Source organism: Dysosmobacter segnis (genome assembly GCF_014297285.1).
In the GTDB taxonomy this organism is placed as follows: Bacteria; Bacillota; Clostridia; order Oscillospirales; family Oscillospiraceae; genus Oscillibacter; species Oscillibacter segnis.
On sequence record NZ_JACOQI010000004.1, the window covers coordinates 1 to 21,018 of the forward strand.

Consider the following 21,018-nt stretch of genomic DNA (forward strand, 5'->3'; position numbering starts at 1 on the left):
GACTACGGCCTATTCACCCACAACTTCGTCGCGAGCCTCGTGAAAAGCTCGCTCCGCTGGTGCTTTCTTTTCTCACGTTGTTTAATTTACAAGGTGCACGTCCCTCAAGCGGAACAGTCACTATTATATCAGGCTCAGTTTCATTTGTCAAGTACTTTTTCAAATCTTTTTCAGATCTTTCTTTCAGATCTTTCTTTCAGATCTTTTCAGATCTTCAAGCACCCGACTCATTCACTTCATCGCCGTCAAACAGCTTAGTTAGAATACCAGATACTTCCCCGTTTGTCAACGGTTTTTTCCAAGTTTTTTTGATTTTAATTATTAGTATTTCTTATTCCTTACTATCGTCTTAACAGTGCCGAAAATAATCTGTGCAAAACAGCCCCGATATGCTATACTGACACCATATTATATATGCTCTGCGGAGGTATCACTGTGCTGATTCAACGTATGTCCGCCGCCTTTGGGCGGCTGCGGAATGAGACCTTGCAGCTTCAGGACGGTCTCAATATCATAGAAGCCCCCAACGAAACCGGAAAATCCACCTGGTGTGCCTTTCTGACCGCCATGCTCTACGGCATCAACAGCCGTAAACGGGACAAGGCCGGTTTCATCGCCGACAAAAACCGCTACGCCCCGTGGGACGGCGGCTCCATGTCCGGACGGCTGGAATGTCACGCTGACGGTGCCGACCTCACCATCACCCGGGCTACCCGGCGGCAGACCGCCCCTATGGCGGACTTCCAAGCTGTCTACACCGGCACCGCCTCCCCTGTCGATGGATTGACCGGGACGAATTGCGGGGAGACGCTGCTGGGCGTCAGCCGGGAGGTCTTTGAGCGCAGCGCCTTCATCCGCCAAAGCGGACTGGCCATCACGCAGGACGCCGGCCTGGAGCGCCGCGTAGCGTCCCTCATTTCCTCCGGCGACGAGGATACCTCTTATACAGAGGCCTATGACGCTTTGAAAAAGCAGTTGAACCGCCGCCGTTTCAATAAGAGCGGCCAGCTCCCGGCCTTGGAGGCGGAGCTCGCGGAGGTCCAGCAGCAGTTGGACTCCTCCGTTCAGCTTCAGCAGCAGCTCGCAGACGCTCTGGAACGTTCTCAGGCGTTGGAGTCCGATGTGCAGGCCCTCTCCGATGAATTGGCCCAGTATGACCGGTGGGAGGCCGCGCAAAAGCGACGCCAATTAGCGGCGCTGACCGATGCCGCCGACACCGCCGCCCAGCGGGTCCATAGCCTGACCCAGCAGTTGGAGGAAGACCGGGTCCCGGACACGGAGACCATCGGACGGCTGCGGGGCGCCATCGTCAATCTGGAAACTGTCCGTAAGAACGTAGAGAAAGCCCGCACTGATCGGGACGAGGCCATGAAAGCCCTCCTCCGGGCGGAAAAGAACGTCAATGACAGCCCCTTTGCCGGTCAGACGGCGGAGAGCGCCCGGAAGGAAGCCCAAGGCACCTCATCCGACCGGGTCCCCGGCCCTATCGCTTTTCGAGAGCTGGCGATTTTCTTTTTGTTTCTTGCGGCGGCAGGCGGCATCTTTGCCCTGCTGTACTCGCAGTTGTCCGTCCTCTCTCTGCCCCTCTTTCAGTTGGTGCCCTGGGCCCTTCCCGCACTGGCGGCAGCCGTTGTGGCAGCAGCCGGCACCTATATTTCCCGCCAGTACCGACAGCACGCTTTAAAAAAGCTGTGCAATATCGCCCTCATGAAGCGGTTCGGCACCACGGATACCAACGAGATTACTGCCTTTGCGGATGCCTATACCGCCGCCGTGGAGGTCCGGGACGCCGCGCAGGCGGACCTGAACACCAAATCCGCCACCGCCGACGCTTACTACAATACCCTGACCACCAACGAACAGGCAATTTTGTTGGAGGTCCGGCGCTTTGCCCCCGCCGCCTTTGACATCCCCACCGCCGATCAGGTCCTGCGGCAGGCCGCCCAGCGCCGCAAGGCACTGTCCGAGGCCCAGACCGCCGCCAGAGAAGCTCAGGTCCGTCTGGATCTTCTGGTTCAGCAAGGCATCCCGGACAGCTGTGATATGGAATCAACTCCTCCTCTTCGCAGTCGGGAAACCGTCGCGGATGCGCTGGCACAGGCGCAGGTCCAGTTGGCCGCCGCCCGTTCCGCCACCGACCGCCTGACCGGTCAGCTTCACGCTATGGGGGATCCTGACGGGCTGCGGGCTTCCGCCGAATCTCTGCAAAGCCAGACCGGTCAGCTTCAGGAGGAATATGACGCCCTGCGTCTGGCCATGGACACTTTGGCCGGTGCCAATACCGTCCTGCAAAACCGATTTTCCCCCCAGCTCAGCCGCCGGACGACGGAGATCTTCCATGAGCTGACCGAGGGACGCTACACCGCCGCCGCTCTAGACCGGAGCTTTCACCTCACTGCCCGCCCCGCCGGGGACCCCATTGACCGGGACATCCAGCTTTTGTCCGCCGGGGCCGCAGATCAGCTCTACCTCTCCGCTCGGCTGGCCATCTGCGAGCTGGTGCTGCCGCCGGAGAAATCCATCCCCATTATTCTGGATGACGCTCTCACTAATTTCGACGACGAGCGCTGCGCCACCGCCCTCCGGTGGCTGAAGCAGGCAGCAGCCCATCGGCAGATCCTCCTGTTCACCTGCCACAGCCGGGAGGCCGATTTCTTTGCCAGAGACCCGGAAGTGGCCGTTCAGCGTCTGTGATGACCGGTTATTTATTCAGCGTGTCGAAAAAGTCTTTTCGCCTCACTGAACAAGCTTTCAGAGCTTTATAAAAGTTTTGAAAACTTGGGATTTCAATGGCGCAGGACACCCTTCTTGGGTTTCCCGCACACACCCTTCCTTACCGTTGCAGTGAATTTACCGCTTTATCGACGCTCTCATTTATGATCAAGGTGTTGACGAACTGACCGGAATGGGTATAAGATAGTTCTGATCATCCCGGTCATACTATTATTTATAGTGAGATTTGAAATAGAAAAAGGAGATTCAAGCTTATGAGTGAATGTACGCACGACTGCTCCAGCTGCGGGGAGAGCTGTGCTTCCCGGGAGCCTCAGTCCCTGCTGAAGGCCCACCATGCCGACGCCCATGTGGGCAAGGTCTATGGTATCGTATCCGGTAAGGGCGGTGTAGGCAAGTCCATGGTCACCAGCCAGTTGGCTGTTACCATGCGCCGCCGTGGCTATCAGGTCGGTATTCTGGACGCTGATATCACCGGCCCCTCCATCCCCAAGGCCTTCGGCATCCATGACCGGGCCATGGGCACGGAAAACGCCCTAATCCCCTCGGAATCCAAGACCGGTATTCAGGTCATGTCCATCAACCTCCTGCTGGAGAACGAGACCGACCCCGTGATCTGGCGCGGTCCCGTCATTTCCGGCGTGGTCCAGCAGTTCTGGACGGATGTTCTGTGGAACTGCGACTATCTGTTCGTGGATATGCCTCCCGGAACCGGCGACGTGTCCCTGTCCGTGTTCCAGTCCATCCCTCTGGACGGCATCATCATCGTGGCCTCCCCCCAAGATTTGGTGGGCATGGTGGTAGAAAAGGCTGTCAAGATGGCGGAGATGATGAATGTCCCCATCGTGGGTCTGGTGGAAAACATGAGCTATGTGGCCTGCCCGGACTGCGGCAAGAAGATCTACCTCTTCGGCGAGGGCAAAACGGCTCAAGCCGCTGCCGCGCACAACCTGCCTCTTCTGGCGGAAATGCCCATCGATCCCGTTCTGGCATCCCTGACGGACGCCGGCAGTATCGAGGATTTCCAGGGTGATTGGCTCAAGACCGTCGCTGACCATCTGGCTGAAAAATAAGGGAAGCCGCGCCGTGTTTTTCCACGGTGCGGCTTTTCACGGCTTTTTGTCCGTTTACGGCACGCATTTTCACAAAGTCACCAACTTCCCGGCAATAGTTTTTGTGTGGAAAAGCAGTTGCAAAAGCAGTAGAAATCCGGGATAATAAAGGCAGTCTCTACTTAAAAAAAACGATTATATAAATAGAAAGCACAAAGGAGGAGCACCAAATGCAGGAGCTGAAGGAGCGGATCGTAAAAGAGGGCAAGGTTCTGCCCGGCAATATCATCAAGGTGGACGGTTTCCTGAACCACCGCATCGACACCGGACTGCTGACCCGGATCGCTGAGGAATTCGGCAAGTATTTTAATATGGACGAGGTCACCATGGTCCTCACGGCAGAAGCCAGCGGCATTGCTCTGGCCACCGCTGTGGCCACCTATTTCCATAAGCCCATGATTTTTGCCAAGAAGGCCAAGAGCGACAACATCGAGGGCGGCCTCTATCAGAGCGACATCTACTCTTATACCTACAAGAAGAAGGTCACCCTGCTGGTAAGCAAGGAGTGGCTCTCCTCTGACGATAAGGTCCTCATCATTGATGACTTCATGGCTAACGGTGAAGCTATGCGCGGCCTGTGTGACATCGTGACCGCCGCCGGCGCCACCCTGATGGGTATCGGCTGCGCCGTGGAAAAGGGCTTTCAGGGCGGCGGTGACCGTCTGCGCGCTGCCGGCGTCAACCTGAAGTCTCTGGCCATTATTGAATCCGCTGAGCCCGGCAACATTGTGTTCCGGGACGACGACTGATCGTCCTCACCATTCCGCGGGAGGCGGCGCATCATGACGCTGCCTCCCCTTTTTCAACAGAATCTATTCAATTCAAAATACAAGGAGGAACCTACCATGTCAAGCAATGTTCGTCCCGCAACCATGGAGCGCATCACCACCCCCGCTCTGGCAGAGAGCTTTATCGACCAGCAGCTCGCAGAACTGCGTCAGCAGATCGGTGATAAGAAAGTCCTGCTGGCCCTCTCCGGCGGTGTGGACAGCTCCGTAGTCGCCGCTCTGCTCATCAAAGCCATCGGCAAGCAGCTCATCTGCGTTCACGTGAACCACGGTCTGCTCCGCAAGGGCGAGCCTGAGCAGGTCATCGAGGTGTTCCAGAACCAGATGGACGCCAACCTCATCTATGTGGACGCTGTGGATCGCTTCCTGGACAAGCTGGCCGGCATTTCCGACCCAGAGCAGAAGCGCAAGATCATCGGCAAGGAGTTCATCGACGTTTTCGCTGAGGAGGCTCAGAAGCTGGAGGGCATCTCCTTCCTGGCTCAGGGCACCATTTACCCCGACATTCTGGAATCCGACGGCATCAAGTCCCACCACAACGTAGGCGGCCTGCCCGAGGATCTGCAGTTTGAGCTGGTGGAGCCGGTGAAGCTGCTCTACAAGGACGAGGTCCGTGTGGTAGGCAAGGCGCTGGGGCTACCCGACAACATGGTCTACCGTCAGCCCTTCCCCGGCCCCGGTCTGGGCGTCCGCTGCATCGGCGCCATCACCCGTGACCGTCTGGAGGCCGTTCGGGAATCCGACGCCATCCTCCGTGAGGAATTCGCCAAGAACGGTCTGGAGGGCAAGGTCTGGCAGTACTTCACCGTAGTGCCCGACATCAAGTCCACCGGCATCATCGACGGCAAGCGTTCCTTCGACTGGCCGGTTATCATCCGGGCCGTCAACACCGTGGATGCCGTCACCGCCGAGGTGGCCCAGCTGGACTTTGGCATGATGCAGCACATCGTGGACCGCATCACTCACGAGGTCTCCGGCGTCAACCGTGTTCTGTGGGATCTGACTCCCAAGCCCACCGGCACCATCGAATGGGAATAAGCCACTCCTCAAAAAGCCGAATCATTAAGAATCAAGAGCTATCTGGTCTCAGGTGAGATCAGATAGCTCTTTTTTGTTCACTATTTCTTTTGGGCAACCGCACCATCCGGCAAAGCAGAACTTTACGCTTTCTCCAGCGCCTGTGTTGCCAGCTTCAGATCCTCCACCAGTTCCAAAGCCGTGTCCAGCACGTTGGCGCCGGGCTTCAGCTTCAGCGTCAGCATAGGCGTCTCCCCGGCAGAGAGGGTCAGGCGGAATTTGTACTTTGTCAATCCGCACACATGCACCAGCGCCTCCGGGCGGAACACCGCCAATGTGAAGCGCAGCGCGTCCTTCTTCTGAGTGATGTCGGACACCCCGGCCTTGGCGGCGGCGGCGCGCAGCAGCGCCACATCCAGCAGTGCCAGCACCGGCTTCGGCGGCTCGCCGTACCGGTCAATCATCTCGTCCATCAGGTCGGAGGCGTCATCGTTGGTGCGGATAGCCGCAATGCGGCGGTAGAGATCCATCCGCTGCTCCGGGGAGGTCACATACCGTTCCGGGATATTGGCATTCAGGGTCAGGTCGGCGGCACATTCCGTCTCGATTTTCTTTTCCTCGCCCCGTTCCTCCAAAACCGCCTCCTCCAGCAGCTTCAGATACAGGTCATAGCCCACGCTCATCAGGTAGCCGGACTGCTCTGGCCCCAGCAGATTGCCCGCGCCCCGGATCTCCAGATCCCGCATGGCGATCTTAAAGCCGGAGCCGAATTCCACGTACTCCCGGATGGCCGCCAGCCGTTTCGCGGCGGTCTCCTGCAAGATCTTCCCCTGCCGGTAGGTGAGGTAGGCGTAAGCCCGGCGGGTGCTGCGTCCGATCCGTCCCCGGATCTGGTGGAGCTGGGCAAGGCCCAACCGGTCGGCATCCTCCATGATGAGGGTATTGACGTTGGGAATGTCGATGCCGGTTTCAATGATGGTGGTGCAGACCAACACATCCGCCTCTCCGTCCACCATGGCCTGCATGACGGCGGACAGTTCCTGCTCGCCCATCTTGCCGTGGCCCACTGCCACCCGGACCTCCGGCCCCAGCAGCTTCTGGATGCGGGAGGCAGTGAGGTCAATGGTCTCCACCCGGTTGTGTAGGTAGTAGATCTGACCGCCCCGGGCCAATTCCTTCCGCATGGCGTCCTCCAGGATCCCCCAGTCATGCTCCAGCACATAAGTCTGCACCGGCTGACGGTCGGCTGGCGGCTCCTCAATGGTAGACATATCCCGCAGACCGGAGAGGGCCATATTCAGCGTCCGGGGGATGGGGGTGGCAGACAGGGTCAGCACATCCACCTGACGGCTCATCTCCTTGAGCCGCTCCTTGTGGGTCACGCCGAAGCGCTGCTCCTCGTCGATGACCAGCAGCCCCAGATCCTTGAACTCCATATTTTTCTGCAAGAGCTTGTGAGTGCCGATCAGCAGGTCCAGACCGCCGGTGCGGGCAGCCTCCAAAATGCGTTTCTGCTCCTTGGCGGTGGTGAATCGGGAAAGGACCTCGATCTTCACCGGGAAGTCCTTGAACCGGCCGCAGGCGGTGGCGTAGTGCTGCTGGGCCAGAACGGTGGTGGGCACCAAAATTGCCGCCTGCTTGCCGTCCAGGACGCATTTCATAATGGCCCGGAGCGCCACCTCCGTCTTGCCGTAGCCCACATCGCCGCAAAGGAGGCGATCCATGGGCCGGGGCTTTTCCATGTCCTTTTTGATGTCGGCAATGGCCTGTAATTGGTCCCCGGTCTCGGCGTAGGGGAAGGCCTCTTCAAACTCCGTCTGCCACGGGGAATCCGGCGAGAAGGCAAAGCCGGGGCGGCACTGCCGCTCGGCGTACAGCTTGGTCAACCCCGCTGCCAGATCCTTGGCGGCTTTCCGGGCCTTGGTTTTCTGCTTGGCCCACTCCGTTCCGCCCAGCTTATTGAGCCGGGTCCGCTCCTGATCCTCACCGCCGCCGATGTATTTGCTCACCATGTCCAACTGGGTCACAGGCACATACAGGCAGTCGCCCCCGGCGTAATCGATCTTGATATAATCCTTCTCCACGCCGTCTACCGGCATCCGCTGGATGCCCGCGAAGCGGCCGATGCCGTGGTGGGTGTGGACCACCAGATCGCCGGGGGACAAATCCGTGTAGGATTGGAGTTTTTGGCGGTTGGAATCCTTTTTCAGCTTCAGCTTTTTCTGGGTGGGGGCCGTTAACTGCCCCTCTGTCAGCACCGCCAGCTTCAGCGCCGGCCACTCACAGCCCGCGGACAGCGCTCCCACGGTGATCCGCAGCTCGCCGGGTTTCGGCATGGCGGCCCCCTTCAGATCCAGTACGGCGGGGATGCTCCGCTCCTCCAAGAGCCGCAGCAGGTTCTTCGCCCGGACCTCACCGCCGCAGAGCACCAGCACAGCACTGCCGGTGTTCCGGTAGTGCTCCAAGTCCGTGACGGCGGTCTCCAGACTGCCGCCGTAGGAGCTGAGCTGCCGGGCGTTGATGGCCAGCAGGCCGCGGGGCTTCAGGGGGTGCCGGGAGGTGGGCAGCGCGTCCAGCATCACCACCGGAAAATCCGCCAACTGCGCGAACAGCGCCTCTCCGGAAAGACAGACCTCCGCCGCGTCCCCCACCATCAGACCGGCCTCCATAAGGGCCTCCGTGTCCTGATGGAGCTGAAGCAGCACGGTTTTCACCCGCTGTTCAACGCGCCCTCCTTCGCAGAGGAACACCACGGCGTCCGGCGGCAGGTAGTCCGCGCCTCCGGCGGCGTCCGGGTAGATCAGGCTCAGATAGCGGTCCAGGCCGTTGACCTCCGCGCCGCTGCGGAAACGCTCCGCGTCTCCCCGGAGGGTCTGGGCGATCTTCTCTCCGTTTTCTTTCTTAGCGTACTTGACGGCCAGCTTTTCGATCTGCTCCGCCAGATGGGTAAGCCCGCCGGGGGCCAGCCCCGGCAGCACCTCCGCCGCCGGCAGCAGCAGCGCAGAGGAGACGTTTTCCGTCCTCCGCTGGGTGCCGGGGTCGAACAGTCCCAGAGAATCGATCTCATCGTCGAAAAACTCGCACCGCACCGGCTGCTCCATCAGGGGGGAGAACACATCCAGAATACCGCCCCGCAGAGCGAACTGGCCCACGCCCTCCACCTGATCGCAGCGGCTATACCCCGCCTGTAACAAGCGGTCCGTCAGTTCCTTCAGGTCCGCCCGGCCGCCTGTCTCCAGTGTCATGGACAGCTCTGCCAACCGATGGGGCGGCATGGTCCGGGCCAAGAGGGCGTCCACCGTGGCAACCACTACCGGCGCATTGCCCGCCGCCATCTGGTGCAGCGCTGCCAAGCGGCTCCGCTCCCACTCCCGGGAGGAAACGGCGTTGGGCCGGAACTGCCATTCTCTCGCCAGCAGCGTCACCGGCATCTCACCGGTCAGACTTTGCAGATCACCCGCCAGTTGACGGGCCTCCCGCTCGTCGGCACAGAGAAACACCATGGGCCGTCCGGCTCCGGCGGCCACCGCCGCGCCGACGCAGGCCCGCTGTACTGGCTGGGTGCCGGTGAGGACAGCGGGGCATCCGCCGTTTTCCACCCGGCTCACCAGCTCAGCCACTTCCGGCAGCGTTTGTAGAGTTTTCAGAAACGCGTCCATCCGACACCTCCTGACAAAAGTCATGCTTTACGCGCAAATGGGCGCACTCCGGCCCTGGTGGCCGGGGTGTGCTGCTGTTTTCCTATGCTATTATATGCCCGTCAGGCCGGTCAGTTATAATCGTTCATGGCCTTTTGACAGCCGTTTTCGATGATATCCTCCGCCGCCTTGACGGCGTTTTCAAAACTCTCCACCAGAATCTTCCGCTCCGCCTGAGAGGGCACGCCGATGACCCAGTCGATCATCTCCGCACCGCCGCCGGATGGGGCGCCTGTGCCGATCTTGATGCGGGGAAACTCCTGCGTCCCCAGATGGGCGATGATATTCTTGATACCGTTGTGTCCGCCGGCGGAGCCGGTGGGCCGCACCCGCAGCTTGCCCACAGGGAGGGACACGTCGTCATAGATCACCAGCACATGATCGGCAGGGATCTTATAGAACTGCACCGCCTCACGGACAGCCTCACCGGAAAGATTCATATAAGTCTGCGGCTTCATCACCAGACACTTCTGCCCGCCGAAGCGGACGATGTTGTAGGCAGACTTGAATTTCACTTTATTAAGCTTCACGTTCAGCTGCTCCGCCAACAGGTCTACCGTCAGAAAGCCCATGTTGTGACGGGTGTGCTCGTATTTCTGGCCGGGGTTGCCCAGGCCCACGATGAGCCAGTCCACCGCCCCGCCGGATTTTTCAAAGATCATAGGGAATTCCTCCTTGTTTGCTTGTATCATATACCAAAGGAAACGGGGAAGCAAGTCTGCTTCCCCGTTTTTTATATTACACTCAATGCGCTGGTTTTGGGCCGGATCGTTACCGGAACAGCTTGGAGATGGAGACCTCCTGATAGGTACGCTCGATGGCCTCAGAGAACATGGAAGCCACGGACAGATACTTGATCCGTGCCCGGACCGCTTCGGGATGGGCGGGAATGGTATCCAGCAGAGCCAGCTCCTCAATGTTGCTGGACTCCAGACGGTCAATGGCAGGACCGGAGAGGACGCCGTGGCTGGCGCAGGCGTAGACCTTGTTGGCACCGCCCACTTCCACGATGGCCTTGGCAGCGTTGCACAGAGAGCCCGCGGTATCCACCATGTCATCAAAGAGGATGCAGTCCTTGCCCTTCACGTCGCCAATGACATTCATGACCTCGCACTGGTTGGCCTTCTGGCGGCGCTTGTCCACGATAGCCAGCTGCATGTGCAGCTTCTGCGCGAAGGCGCGGGCGCGGGCCACAGAGCCAACGTCGGGAGAGACCACCATCATATCCTCGCACTTGTCGCCGAACTTCTTGGCATAATAATCCACAAAGACGGGGTTGCCCAGCAGGTTATCCACGGGGATGTCGAAGAAGCCCTGAATCTGGGAGGCGTGGAGGTCCATGGTCAGCACACGGTCAGCGCCGGCAGCGGTGATCATGTTGGCCACCAGCTTGGCAGAGATGGGATCGCGGGCCTTGGCCTTGCGGTCCTGACGGGCATAGCCGAAATAGGGAATGACGGCGGTGATGCGGCCGGCAGAAGCGCGGCGCAGCGCGTCGATCATCACCAGCAGCTCCATCAGGTTGTCATTGACAGGCTTGCAGGTGGACTGGACCACGAACACATCGCTGCCGCGGACAGTTTCGTACAGGGAGACGGAGACCTCGCCGTCAGCGAAGCTCTTGACCTCAGATTCACCCAGCTTGGTGCCCATCATCTGGCAGATCTCAGCCGCCAGAGGCTGGTTTGCGTTACCGCAGAAAACTTTGATGTCCTTCCCGTGAGAAATCATAGGAATTTTCCTCTCTTTTCTGTATATTTTATATGTTCAAAATTTCAAAATTACGATTCTTGTTCCATCTTCGCCAAAACCGGTTCCAGTTCAGCGATGGTCTCCGGTCCGAAGATCGGCAGCCAGCCGGACACCAGCGAAGCGCCGGATACGGCGTTGGTCATCTTGTCCTTCCAGACTGCCCGCAGCTCCCGTCCCGGTGCGGAATAGGCAAAGCCGGGGCCGGCCTGAGCCATAGGCAGAGCCGCGCGGCAGAGCACCAAAGTGCTCTCGTCATTGTCCAGAAAATCCAGAAGCTCGGCATGCTGCTCAGAGATCACAACATCCGTTCCCTCCGGGAAGCAGGCAGCCGCCTCATCAGCAAAGCGGGGCGAGCAGACAACAAAAAACCGCTGAACGCCATCCGCCAAACATTGCACAACGGCCCGCTCCATGATTGGGCGGTGCAATATGGCTTCCAGCATCAGCGGTTTGTGACCTGCAGGAATAGAGTGATCCTCTTCCAGAATAAACACAGCACGACACGTGTGATCCATGGTAAGTCCCTCCTGTCCGTCAGGCCGCATGGCGACCGGAATCTTATCACTGTCATTATACCAAACTTTTTATGGAAATCCACCCCTTCCCGGAAAAAGTTCAAGGTAATTTCCTCCAAATCTTTCGTCCTTTTCTGTTTGAATTTATCAAAGACACCGGAAATCCAGCAAATTAACTAAAAAACCTCAATTTTTTGAGAATACATACCCACTCCCCCCGCGCAAACCATTCAACCGCCCTAAGAATCGCAAAATTCACCACAAAACAGTTGAATTTCTATCGGTAAAGGATTACAATAGTATCCATTCGAGCCAAAAGGAGGGAATATCTGTGCTGAATATCGTATTAGTGGAGCCTGAGATCCCTCAGAATTGCGGCAATATCGCCCGCACCTGCGCCGCCACCGGCAGCCGTCTGCATCTGATCCGGCCGCTGGGCTTTGACATCTCCGAGCGGGCTGTCAGGCGGGCGGGACTGGACTACTGGCATCTGGTGGAGGTCTTTGACTACGAAAATCTGGATGACTTTTTTGAAAAGCATCCGGAGGCCGCGCAGGACTGCTGGCTGACCACCACAAAAGCCCCCCGGTCCTATCAGGAAGCCCGGTTCTCCCCGAATAGCTGGATCTTCTTCGGCAAAGAGACCGCCGGACTTCCCTTGGATCTCCGAGAGCGTTTCCGGGACCGCTGCATCCGTCTGCCCATGATCGACGAGGCCCGGAGCCTGAACCTCAGCAACACGGTGGCCGTATGCGTGTACGAGGCGCTGCGGCAAAATGATTTCCCCGGCCTGCTGGGTGTGGGGGAAATGGCGAAAACCCCTTAATCACTGCAAATCAACGATCGTATAGGAGTTTGCTTATGAATTACCAGAAAAAGACCGTCCGCGACATCGACGTGAAGGGCAAGAAGGTCCTTCTCCGCTGCGATTTCAATGTCCCTCAGGACAAAAAGACCGGTGCCATCACCAGTGACAAGCGCATCGTGGCCGCTCTGCCCACCATTCGGTATCTGCTGGATCAGGGCGCGGCGGTGATTGCCTGCTCTCACCTGGGAAAGCCCCAGCCGGATTTTGACAAATGGGTCAAAAAGCAGACAGAAAAGGGTAAGGATCCCGCAGAACTCACCGAGGCTGCCTGGAGCAAGGAGCAGAAGAAGCTGACCCTGGCTCCCGTAGCCGCCCGTCTGGCAGAGCTGCTGGGACAGGAAGTTATCTTCGCCAGCGACGTTGTGGGTGAGGATGCCCAGACTAAGGCTGCGGCCCTGCAGCCCGGTCAGGTCCTGCTGCTGGAAAACACCCGCTTTGAAAAGGGCGAGACCAAGAACGATCCCGCCTTCGCACAAAAGCTGGCTTCCATGGCCGAGGTCTACGTGTCCGACGCTTTCGGCGCCGTCCACCGGGCTCACGCCTCCACCGCCGGCGTGGCGGCTTATCTCCCCGCCGTCTCCGGCTTCCTGATTGAGAAGGAGCTGGAAGTCATCGGCGGCACTCTGGCTAACCCCAAGCGGCCTCTGGTGGCTATCCTTGGCGGCAGCAAGGTCTCCTCCAAGATTGGCGTCATCAACAATCTGCTGGAGATCGCCGACACCATCATCATCGGCGGCGGCATGGCCTACACCTTCTCTGCCGCTCAGGGCGGTCAGGTGGGCGACAGCCTGCTGGAATCCGACTGGGAAGCCTATTCTCTGGAAATGCTGGAAAAGGCCAAGGCCAAGGGCGTAAAGCTGCTGCTGCCGGTGGACACCGTGATCGCAGACGCCTTCTCTCCCGACGCCAACAGCAAGGTAGTCAAGTCCGGTGAGATCCCCGCCGGCTGGCAGGGTCTGGACATTGGCCCCGAAACCGTGAAGCTGTACTGCGACGCTGTGGCCGATGCCGGTACCGTTATCTGGAACGGTCCTATGGGCGTGTTTGAGTTCCCCGCCTTTGCTGTGGGCACCAAGGCTGTGGCCGAGGCTCTCAGCAAGACCTCCGCCATCACCATCATCGGCGGCGGCGACTCTGCTGCGGCTGTGGAGCAGCTGGGCTATGCTGACAAGATGACCCACATCTCCACCGGTGGCGGTGCTTCCCTGGAATTCATGGAGGGCAAGGAGCTTCCCGGCGTGGCCTGCCTGCTGGATAAATAATTGCAGCGCAGCGGGCTTTGCCCGCTATCGCTGTCCGGCAAAATCAGGATCTCCACATAGTTCGATCCCACAAAGCGGCAGAGCATTCTGCCGCTTTCCATACGATTTTTTCGCAAAAACAGTCGAATTTTTCAAAAATACTTGACAAATCCCCTCGTTTTCGCTATAAAATAATAAGTTTTATTGTCGAGCCTTTTTCGGACCGCCCTGACGGCCCTCCGAAACGGTCCGATCATCGTTATCAAAGATACAAAAGGAGAAAAAAGAGTTATGAACCGCAGATACCGTAAGACTGTCATCGCCGGCAACTGGAAGATGAACATGACCGCCACCGAGACCAAGAAATTCGCTGAGGACCTGAAGAAGATCATGCCCCGCGCCAAGTGGTGCGACACCCTGATCTGTGTCCCCGCCTGCAATATTTCCACCGCTATGAAGGCTTTCAAGGATCTGCGGATCTCCGTGGGTGCTGAGAACGTCTACTTTGAGGAGAAGGGCGCTTACACCGGCGAGGTTTCCGCCGATATGCTGAAGGATCTGGGCGTGAAGTACGTCATCGTGGGTCACAGCGAGCGCCGTCAGTATTTCTGCGAGACTGACCAGACTGTCAACAAGAAGGTCCACGCTGTGCTGAACGCCGGCATGAACCCCATCATCTGCGTGGGCGAGAGCCTGGAGCAGCGCGAAACCGGCATCACCAACGAGTGGATCGCTCTGCAGGTCAAGAGCGCTCTGAACGGTGTCCCTGCTGAGAAACTGCGCCGCTGCATCATCGCCTATGAGCCCATCTGGGCCATCGGCACCGGCAAGACCGCCACTGCCGAGCAGGCCGGTGAGGTCTGCTCCAACATCCGTGCTGCCATCCGTGGCCTGTACGGTGCCCGCGTGGCCCGCAGCGTCACCATTCAGTACGGCGGCAGCATGAACCCCAAGAACGCTGCTGAGCTGCTGGCCCAGCCCGATATCGATGGCGGCCTCATCGGCGGTGCTGCTCTGAAGCCCGAGCAGTTCGTGGACATCATCAACGCGGCCAATCAGGAATAATGCGGAAAAGCGGGGGGACACAGTCCCCCCCTTTATGCGAAATGAGGTTTCTATGAACAAAACACCGACCACACTCATCATTATGGACGGATTCGGTCTCCGGACCGAGACGGAGGGCAACGCCGTTGCCGCCGCCAACACCCCTCGTCTGGATCAGTTCTTTCAGGAGTATGCCCATACAGAGCTGTCCGCCTCCGGTCTGGATGTAGGTCTGCCTGCAGGCCAGATGGGCAACAGTGAGGTGGGCCACACCAACATCGGCGCAGGCCGGGTGGTGTTTCAGGACCTGCCCCGGATCAGCAAATCCATTGATGACGGAGATTTCTTCCAGAATCCCGCCTATGTTCACGCCATGGACGCCTGCAAGGAAAAGCGCTCTGCCCTTCACCTCATGGGTCTGCTCAGCGACGGCGGTGTCCACTCCCACATCGACCACCTCTTCGCCCTGATGCAGATGGCAAAGGACCGTGGCCTTGAGCGGGTCTACATCCACGCATTTCTGGATGGACGGGACGTTTCCCCCACCTCCGGCGCGGACTATGTGACCCGGACGGTGGAGAAGTGCCGGGAGCTGGGCGTGGGTAAGATCGCAACCCTCATGGGCCGTTACTACGCCATGGACCGCGACAAGCGCTGGGACCGTGTGGAAGCCGCCTATGACGCCATGGTCTACGGTGAGAGCGCCCACGTCAATCCCCTGCCCGTGGCAGCGGTGAAGGATGCCTACGCCGCCGGCGTCACCGACGAGTTCATCGAGCCGGTGATCTGTGATGGGGACGGCACCATCTCCGATAATGACAGTGTGATCTTCTTCAACTATCGCCCTGACCGGGCCCGTGAGATCACCCGGACCCTTGTGGACCCGAAGTTCGACGGCTTCACCCGCCAGTATTTCCCCGTGACCTTCGTCTGCACCACGGAGTATGACGCTACCATGCCCAATGTGGAGGTGGCCTACCCCCGTCAGGCCGTCCGCAATGGTCTGGGTGAGTATCTCAGCAATCTGGGACTGACCCAGCTCCGCATCGCGGAAACGGAGAAGTATGCCCATGTGACCTTCTTCTTCAACGGCGGCGTGGAGACCCAGTTCCCCGGCGAGGACCGGGTGCTGGTGCCCTCTCCCAAGGTGGCAACCTACGATCTCCAGCCGGAGATGAGCGCCTACGAGGTGTGCGACAAGTGCGTGGAGCGGATCGAATCCGGTGCGTATGATGTCATTATCCTGAACTTCGCCAACTGCGACATGGTGGGTCACACCGGTGTCTTTGACGCGGCGGTGAAGGCCGTGGAGACCGTGGATGAGTGCGTGGGCAAGGTGGTGGACGCCACCATGAAAATGGGCGGCATCGCCATGATCACCGCCGACCACGGCAACGCCGAAACCATGACCCAGGAGGACGGCTCTCCCATGACCGCCCACACCACCGATCTGGTGCCCTTCATCCTCTGCGGCGCCGGCTCGGAGCTGCGTCAGGGCCGTCTGGCGGACATTGCCCCCACCATTCTGGATGTGATGGGCCTTGCCGCGCCGGAGGAAATGGACGGTCAGACCCTGATCGTGAAATGATCCGTTAAAACCTCCCGCCATAGGACGGCTGGCTTCCCTCGCAAGGGCTGAACGTAAGCCGTACCTAAATGCAGCCACAACCGCATATGATCCAAAGAAGCCCCATTCCATGGGGCTTCTCTTTTTTACTTTGCCCTCGTGTGAAAATGCCAAAGTCCGAGGCTGTCTTCAAAGCGCAAACGTTATCGTTATTTTTGTCTTTTATTTACAAAATTATTTTTCAATGATCGATATACGCGCATAAACAGTCGAAAAATTCCACATAAAGATTTTGTAAATATTGCAAACGTTTGCATTGATTTTATAAAAGCCAAGGTGTATACTGATGCAATCAAATGCAGGAGAGAAGGATTCATTCACATGTCTACACTCTTATCTGTTTCCATCGCGGCTCTGGCGGGACTTCTGATGACGCGCGTATTCAATCTGTGGCGATTGCCGGACGTAACTGCGTATCTGGTGGCCGGTGTGCTGATCGGCCCCTATGTTCTGGGGAGTATGCATATTACCGGTCTGGGGCTGGTCTCAGCCGATGCGGTAAGCAGTCTGCAACTGGTCTCCGAGGTCGCGCTGGGCTTCATCGCCTTTTCCATCGGAAATGAGTTCCGTCTGGAGGACCTGAAATCCACGGGCAACCAGGCTGCCGTCATCGGCGTTGTCCAGGCCTTGACCGCCACCCTGCTGGTGGACGCCGCACTGCTGACGGTCCACATGCTGCTGCCGGAAAAGCTGTCCGCGGCTCAGGCGATCACCCTGGGCGCCATTGCGACGGCTACTGCGCCGGCCGCCACGCTGATGGTGGTGCGCCAGTATAAAGCAAAGGGTCCGGTGACCAATCTCCTTCTGCCCATCGTCGCACTGGATGACGCAGTGGGTCTGATCGTGTTTGCGGTCAGCTTCGGCATTTCCAAAGCGCTGGTCAGCGGCGAGTTGGATCTGATCTCCATTCTGCTCAACCCCTTGCTGGAGATCGTCGCGTCTCTGGCATTGGGTGCCGCCGCAGGCTGGCTGCTGACCAAGCTGGAGGTCCTCTTTCATTCCAACACAAACCGCCTGAACATGACCATTTCCCTCGTTTTTCTGACGGTGGCCCTGTCCATGTCGCACATTACCCTTGGGCCGGTGACTATTAGTTTTTCCTCTCTTCTGGTATGCATGATGCTGGGAACGGTGTTCTGCAATCTCTGCCCCCAGTCTGCCGATTTGATGAAAGCCGCAGACAAATGGACCTCTCCCCTTTTTGCGCTGTTCTTCGTCATCAGCGGCGCGGAGTTGGAGTTGGGCGTCTTTACGGATTGGGCCATCGTGTGCATTGGTCTGGTCTACATCCTGTTCCGCTCTGCCGGCAAATATATCGGTGCCTTTGCCAGCTCCAAATATATGAAATGCGGACCGGAGATCTGTAAATATCTGGGGATCACCCTGCTGCCTCAGGCAGGTGTAGCGCTGGGAATGTGCACAACCGCTATGCAGCTTGGAGAGCAGGGCGGATTGATCCGCAACATCACCCTCTTCTCTGTGCTGATCTATGAAATGGTCGGTCCTCTTCTGACACGGCAGGCCCTGATGGCCGCCGGGGACATCCAGCCTCTGTCCGCCGAGGTCTGCCAGCGCCGTCCGGCTCGGGTACGCTCCGCCAAGCGGAGCCGGGCGTAAAGTATCTGTCCAAAAAAACAACACCATCCGGATGGATGGTGTTGTTCAGCGTGTCGAAAAAATTTTTTCGCCCCGCTGAGCAAGTTTCCAGAACTTTATAAAAGTTCTGGAAACTTAGGATTTTAATGGCGCGAGACACCCTTCTTGGGTTTCCCGCGCACACCCTTCCTTACCGTTGCGGAGGATTTACCACTTTATTGACAGTCTCAACAACACCATCCATTCGGATGGTGTTGTTTTCCTATCTGTTCTGTTGTCTGTGCTTACCGGCGGGTTTTCCTGCGCTGAATGGACCGCAGCAATCCTCTGCACTGCCACAGGCTCAGCAGAGCGAATACCGCCGCCGGAACGCCTAACAGTCGCGGTCCCCAAGCATCCTGCACCAGACTGCCCGCAAAGGAGCCTGCGGCGATGCCAAAGTTATAGGACACCGGCTGCACCGACGCGCAGAGGCTGGCTGCCGCCGGGTATTCCGCCTCTGCCAATCCCAGAGAATGGACCTGCACCGGCGTATTCAGCAGATACATCAGCAGGCCCATGGCAAACAGCCCTGTCAATCCCAGCCACCGGTTCACCAGCAGCAGAGGCAGCACGGCAAACAGCAGAACCTGCGCGGCAAAGAACACCGGCAGGGGCTTCAGGCCCCCTTTTTCCGCAAGGCGTCCGGAAAACAAATTGCTGGCGGCACTGCAAAGGCCCATCACCAGCAGGGCCGGACTGACCGCCGTCTCCGGCAGACCCAGCGTACCGGTCAGCGTCGGTGTCAGATAGGTGTAGACCGTATAGGTAGCGGAAGCGCTGAACAGCACCATCAAAACACAGTGCCAGCAGCGACTGTCCCGCAGCACTGCGAACTGGCGCAGAAAGCTGCCCTCTGCCGCGGGAAGCTCAATCTTTCTGGGTAGCAGTCGGGCCAGCACCGGCAGCAGCACCAGTCCCATTGCCAGGATCACGCCAAAGGTGGCCCGCCAGCCAAGAGCGTGGCACACCGCTGTACCGATGGGCACCCCCGCCACCGCCGCCACGGAAAAGCCCGCGTACACGGCGGAAATGGCCCGGGCCGTCTGCTCCGGGGAAGAAACCTCCTTCGCATACAGCATAGCCACTGCGGTGAGGGTCCCGGACACCAGCGCCGCCACTACACGGGATGCATACAGCACCGTCACGCCTGGAGCCAGCATACTCAGGACATTCACACCCAGAAACAGAAGCATCAGCCCTATCAGCAGGCGGAAGCGGTCCATCCGTCCGGTCAGGGCCGTGAGCAGCGGCGTTCCTACCGCATAGCAGGCGGCAAATACGCTGACCAACCGCCCCACGGCGGCCAGAGATACGTTCAGCCCCGCCGCAATATCCGGCAGGATACCCACGATCACAAATTCACAGGTGCCCAGGGTAAAGCCCAAAGCGGCCAGTGCCAGCACAGCCGCCGGTAAACGATGCTTTTTCATCATGCGCTCCTTACTATGTGTTTATATGTGTGCGTACACAGTTTTGCCCGGAAACAGCGGAGGACCGCAGTCCCCCGTTTCTTTCCATATTTACCGTCAAATACTCTCCGAATTGAGAATGGGGCAAGCGGTCACATAGGTATCCCGGTCAGGCCGCTGTCCCATCAGGGCCTCAAAAAGCACAGACAGCGCCTGATAAGGCTGATACGCCAGATCCTGCCCGATAGTAAAATCCACCTCGCCGCTTTTCAGCAGCTCCTGGATCTCCGGGCCGCAGTCGTGGGAAAGGATGTGGACCTTTTCTGCCAGGCCCCGGCTCCGGAGAACTTCCGCGCAGGCCGGGACGCTGGGGTTCGCCATATACACCATCCGCAAATTTGGATGCGCCGCCAATGCACTTTCCACCGTTTCCGCCGTTTTCCGGTAATCCCGGTGGGTGGCGGCGATCACACCGTTTTCCTCCGGGATCCCCCGCTCCGCCAGCCGCTCCAGAAACCCGTCCACACGGGCCTTATGCGCCGTATATTTCGGATCGGCATAGATGACCAGAAACGCATCACCACGGCTCAGGAAGCAGGATGCGATCTCTCCGGCCACCCGTCCGGCCCGATGGCCGTCCTCGCCCACATAGCAGATCCGCCGTCCACCAGGCACGTCGGAGTTAAAGGTCGCCACCGGGATCCCCCGCTCTGACAGCCGTTCCAGCGCCCGCCGGATCTCCTCGGTGCCGGAAGCACACAGCGCGACGGCCTGTGCGCCGTTTTCCACTGCCTCATTCAGCAAACGCAGACATTCCGCCTCGTCCCCCGACGGGTAGTTCCGGATGTCCAGCGACACATTGTAATCTCTGTATTCCTCCAGAAAGCGGGCTGTACCGGCATCCATCTCATCCCGCACAAAGCCCTCTTCCCATTCCGGCTGCACCAGCGCCAGCTTCCGGGGCGTACCGCTGGTGGCCAGGGCGCTGGCCATCCGGTTGGGATGATAGTCCAGTTCCTCCATCACGCGCAGGACCCGCTCCCGGACTTCCGCCTTTACATAAGGCCGGTCATGGAGCACCCGGTCTACTGTGCCGATGGATACACCGGCCCGCTCCGCAATCATTTTAATGGTGGTCCGCATGGTTGGTTCCTCCGTCCTATGTCAACGCGCATACAGTAGCAGATTTTTAGGAATTGTCAATAGGTGCCGAAAAATTCTTTCTCCCGGCAACAATTTGCCTTTTTATTGTCCGTGTTGCAGCGCATTTCCGTCTCATTCAAAATTTTATGTATACAAATACTCTTTTCTGTGCTATACTATATCAAATCTGGCACCGGGGGGCAAGGCTTCCCTGCCGTTTTCTTACATTTTATTTATTTCACCTGTATTTTTCCGCGGCCCGAGAGCCTGCGGTTGAATAAATAGAGCTTTTCATACGAGATCGGACAGACGTGACCGAACCTCCGCCGGCGAAACGGGGCCGTGCGGACAACGGACGTCTTTATTTGCCGTGCCTCTTTAGGCGCCTGCGTCCACTTTACGTCATCCGTATTCTCTGAAAAGCTCCTACATA

Annotated in this window: 16 protein-coding genes; 10 read left to right on the forward strand and 6 right to left on the reverse strand. The window is 58.5% G+C overall.

Features of this window, described 5'->3' with window-relative positions; genetic code table 11:
* From H8Z83_RS19390 to guaA, 5 genes are all read left to right on the forward strand, one after another.
* On the forward strand, positions 1-353 hold a 353-nt coding region (locus H8Z83_RS19390), incomplete at its 5' end, for a hypothetical protein (protein WP_207732003.1).
* An 82-nt stretch (positions 354-435) separates the two neighbouring features.
* Positions 436-2,694 (forward strand): ATP-binding protein, encoded by a 2,259-nt coding sequence (locus H8Z83_RS05685; RefSeq protein ID WP_187014168.1) that lies wholly within the window; start codon positions 436-438, stop codon positions 2,692-2,694.
* A gap of 293 nt (positions 2,695-2,987) precedes the next feature.
* Positions 2,988-3,806, forward strand: a complete 819-nt coding sequence (locus tag H8Z83_RS05690) for an Mrp/NBP35 family ATP-binding protein (RefSeq protein ID WP_187014169.1) — start codon at positions 2,988-2,990, stop codon at positions 3,804-3,806.
* 209 nt (positions 3,807-4,015) lie between these two features.
* Complete coding sequence (locus H8Z83_RS05695; protein WP_187014170.1) at positions 4,016-4,594, forward strand: xanthine phosphoribosyltransferase; 579 nt, start codon at positions 4,016-4,018, stop codon at positions 4,592-4,594.
* 96 nt (positions 4,595-4,690) lie between these two features.
* Positions 4,691-5,671 (forward strand): glutamine-hydrolyzing GMP synthase, encoded by a 981-nt coding sequence (gene guaA, locus H8Z83_RS05700; protein WP_187014171.1) that lies wholly within the window; start codon positions 4,691-4,693, stop codon positions 5,669-5,671.
* Positions 5,672-5,793: 122 nt separating this feature from the next.
* Here guaA and mfd read toward each other — a convergent pair whose 3' ends face one another.
* The 4 genes from mfd to H8Z83_RS05720 form a co-directional block, all read right to left on the reverse strand.
* Positions 5,794-9,309 (reverse strand): transcription-repair coupling factor, encoded by a 3,516-nt coding sequence (mfd, locus tag H8Z83_RS05705; RefSeq protein ID WP_187014172.1) that lies wholly within the window; start codon positions 9,307-9,309, stop codon positions 5,794-5,796.
* A gap of 110 nt (positions 9,310-9,419) precedes the next feature.
* Positions 9,420-10,010, reverse strand: coding sequence for an aminoacyl-tRNA hydrolase (pth, locus tag H8Z83_RS05710; protein WP_187014173.1), 591 nt, complete (start codon positions 10,008-10,010; stop codon positions 9,420-9,422).
* Between the two features lie 109 nt (positions 10,011-10,119).
* Positions 10,120-11,079 (reverse strand): ribose-phosphate pyrophosphokinase, encoded by a 960-nt coding sequence (locus tag H8Z83_RS05715; protein ID WP_187014174.1) that lies wholly within the window; start codon positions 11,077-11,079, stop codon positions 10,120-10,122.
* A gap of 50 nt (positions 11,080-11,129) precedes the next feature.
* The gene (locus H8Z83_RS05720) at positions 11,130-11,615 is read right to left on the reverse strand and encodes a hypothetical protein (protein ID WP_187014175.1); all 486 of its coding nucleotides are present in this window, start codon (positions 11,613-11,615) and stop codon (positions 11,130-11,132) included.
* A 331-nt stretch (positions 11,616-11,946) separates the two neighbouring features.
* Between H8Z83_RS05720 and H8Z83_RS05725 the strand changes: the two genes are divergently transcribed.
* From H8Z83_RS05725 to H8Z83_RS05745, 5 genes are all read left to right on the forward strand, one after another.
* Positions 11,947-12,441, forward strand: a complete 495-nt coding sequence (locus H8Z83_RS05725; RefSeq protein ID WP_187014176.1) for a TrmH family RNA methyltransferase — start codon at positions 11,947-11,949, stop codon at positions 12,439-12,441.
* 35 nt (positions 12,442-12,476) lie between these two features.
* Positions 12,477-13,745, forward strand: coding sequence for a phosphoglycerate kinase (locus H8Z83_RS05730; RefSeq protein ID WP_187014177.1), 1,269 nt, complete (start codon positions 12,477-12,479; stop codon positions 13,743-13,745).
* Between the two features lie 270 nt (positions 13,746-14,015).
* On the forward strand, positions 14,016-14,789 hold the full coding sequence (tpiA, locus tag H8Z83_RS05735; protein WP_187014178.1) for a triose-phosphate isomerase: 774 nt from the start codon (positions 14,016-14,018) through the stop codon (positions 14,787-14,789).
* 52 nt (positions 14,790-14,841) lie between these two features.
* Positions 14,842-16,356, forward strand: a complete 1,515-nt coding sequence (gene gpmI, locus H8Z83_RS05740) for a 2,3-bisphosphoglycerate-independent phosphoglycerate mutase (RefSeq protein WP_187014179.1) — start codon at positions 14,842-14,844, stop codon at positions 16,354-16,356.
* A gap of 360 nt (positions 16,357-16,716) precedes the next feature.
* Positions 16,717-18,012: a cation:proton antiporter gene (locus H8Z83_RS05745; RefSeq protein ID WP_187014180.1), complete on the forward strand. Its 1,296-nt coding sequence runs from the start codon at positions 16,717-16,719 to the stop codon at positions 18,010-18,012.
* Between the two features lie 263 nt (positions 18,013-18,275).
* Here the strand turns inward: H8Z83_RS05745 and H8Z83_RS05750 are convergent, their stop codons facing one another.
* The gene (locus H8Z83_RS05750; RefSeq protein ID WP_187014181.1) at positions 18,276-19,463 is read right to left on the reverse strand and encodes an MFS transporter; all 1,188 of its coding nucleotides are present in this window, start codon (positions 19,461-19,463) and stop codon (positions 18,276-18,278) included.
* Between the two features lie 96 nt (positions 19,464-19,559).
* Positions 19,560-20,585 (reverse strand): LacI family DNA-binding transcriptional regulator, encoded by a 1,026-nt coding sequence (locus tag H8Z83_RS05755; protein ID WP_187014182.1) that lies wholly within the window; start codon positions 20,583-20,585, stop codon positions 19,560-19,562.
* Positions 20,586-21,018: the final 433 nt, after the last annotated feature.

What these genes read in the sequence shown, in the direction of transcription:
- H8Z83_RS05745 (WP_187014180.1), top strand. Translation starts at nt 16,717, where the DNA reads ATGTCTACACTCTTATCTGTTTCCATCGCGGCTCTGGCGGGACTTCTG.
- gpmI (WP_187014179.1), top strand. Translation starts at nt 14,842, where the DNA reads ATGAACAAAACACCGACCACACTCATCATTATGGACGGATTCGGTCTC.
- H8Z83_RS05720 (WP_187014175.1), bottom strand. Translation starts at nt 11,615, where the DNA reads ATGGATCACACGTGTCGTGCTGTGTTTATTCTGGAAGAGGATCACTCT.
- pth (WP_187014173.1), bottom strand. Translation starts at nt 10,010, where the DNA reads ATGATCTTTGAAAAATCCGGCGGGGCGGTGGACTGGCTCATCGTGGGC.
- tpiA (WP_187014178.1), top strand. Translation starts at nt 14,016, where the DNA reads ATGAACCGCAGATACCGTAAGACTGTCATCGCCGGCAACTGGAAGATG.
- H8Z83_RS05755 (WP_187014182.1), bottom strand. Translation starts at nt 20,585, where the DNA reads ATGCGGACCACCATTAAAATGATTGCGGAGCGGGCCGGTGTATCCATC.
- H8Z83_RS05715 (WP_187014174.1), bottom strand. Translation starts at nt 11,079, where the DNA reads ATGATTTCTCACGGGAAGGACATCAAAGTTTTCTGCGGTAACGCAAAC.
- guaA (WP_187014171.1), top strand. Translation starts at nt 4,691, where the DNA reads ATGTCAAGCAATGTTCGTCCCGCAACCATGGAGCGCATCACCACCCCC.
- H8Z83_RS05690 (WP_187014169.1), top strand. Translation starts at nt 2,988, where the DNA reads ATGAGTGAATGTACGCACGACTGCTCCAGCTGCGGGGAGAGCTGTGCT.
- H8Z83_RS05695 (WP_187014170.1), top strand. Translation starts at nt 4,016, where the DNA reads ATGCAGGAGCTGAAGGAGCGGATCGTAAAAGAGGGCAAGGTTCTGCCC.
- mfd (WP_187014172.1), bottom strand. Translation starts at nt 9,309, where the DNA reads ATGGACGCGTTTCTGAAAACTCTACAAACGCTGCCGGAAGTGGCTGAG.
- H8Z83_RS05730 (WP_187014177.1), top strand. Translation starts at nt 12,477, where the DNA reads ATGAATTACCAGAAAAAGACCGTCCGCGACATCGACGTGAAGGGCAAG.
- H8Z83_RS05750 (WP_187014181.1), bottom strand. Translation starts at nt 19,463, where the DNA reads ATGAAAAAGCATCGTTTACCGGCGGCTGTGCTGGCACTGGCCGCTTTG.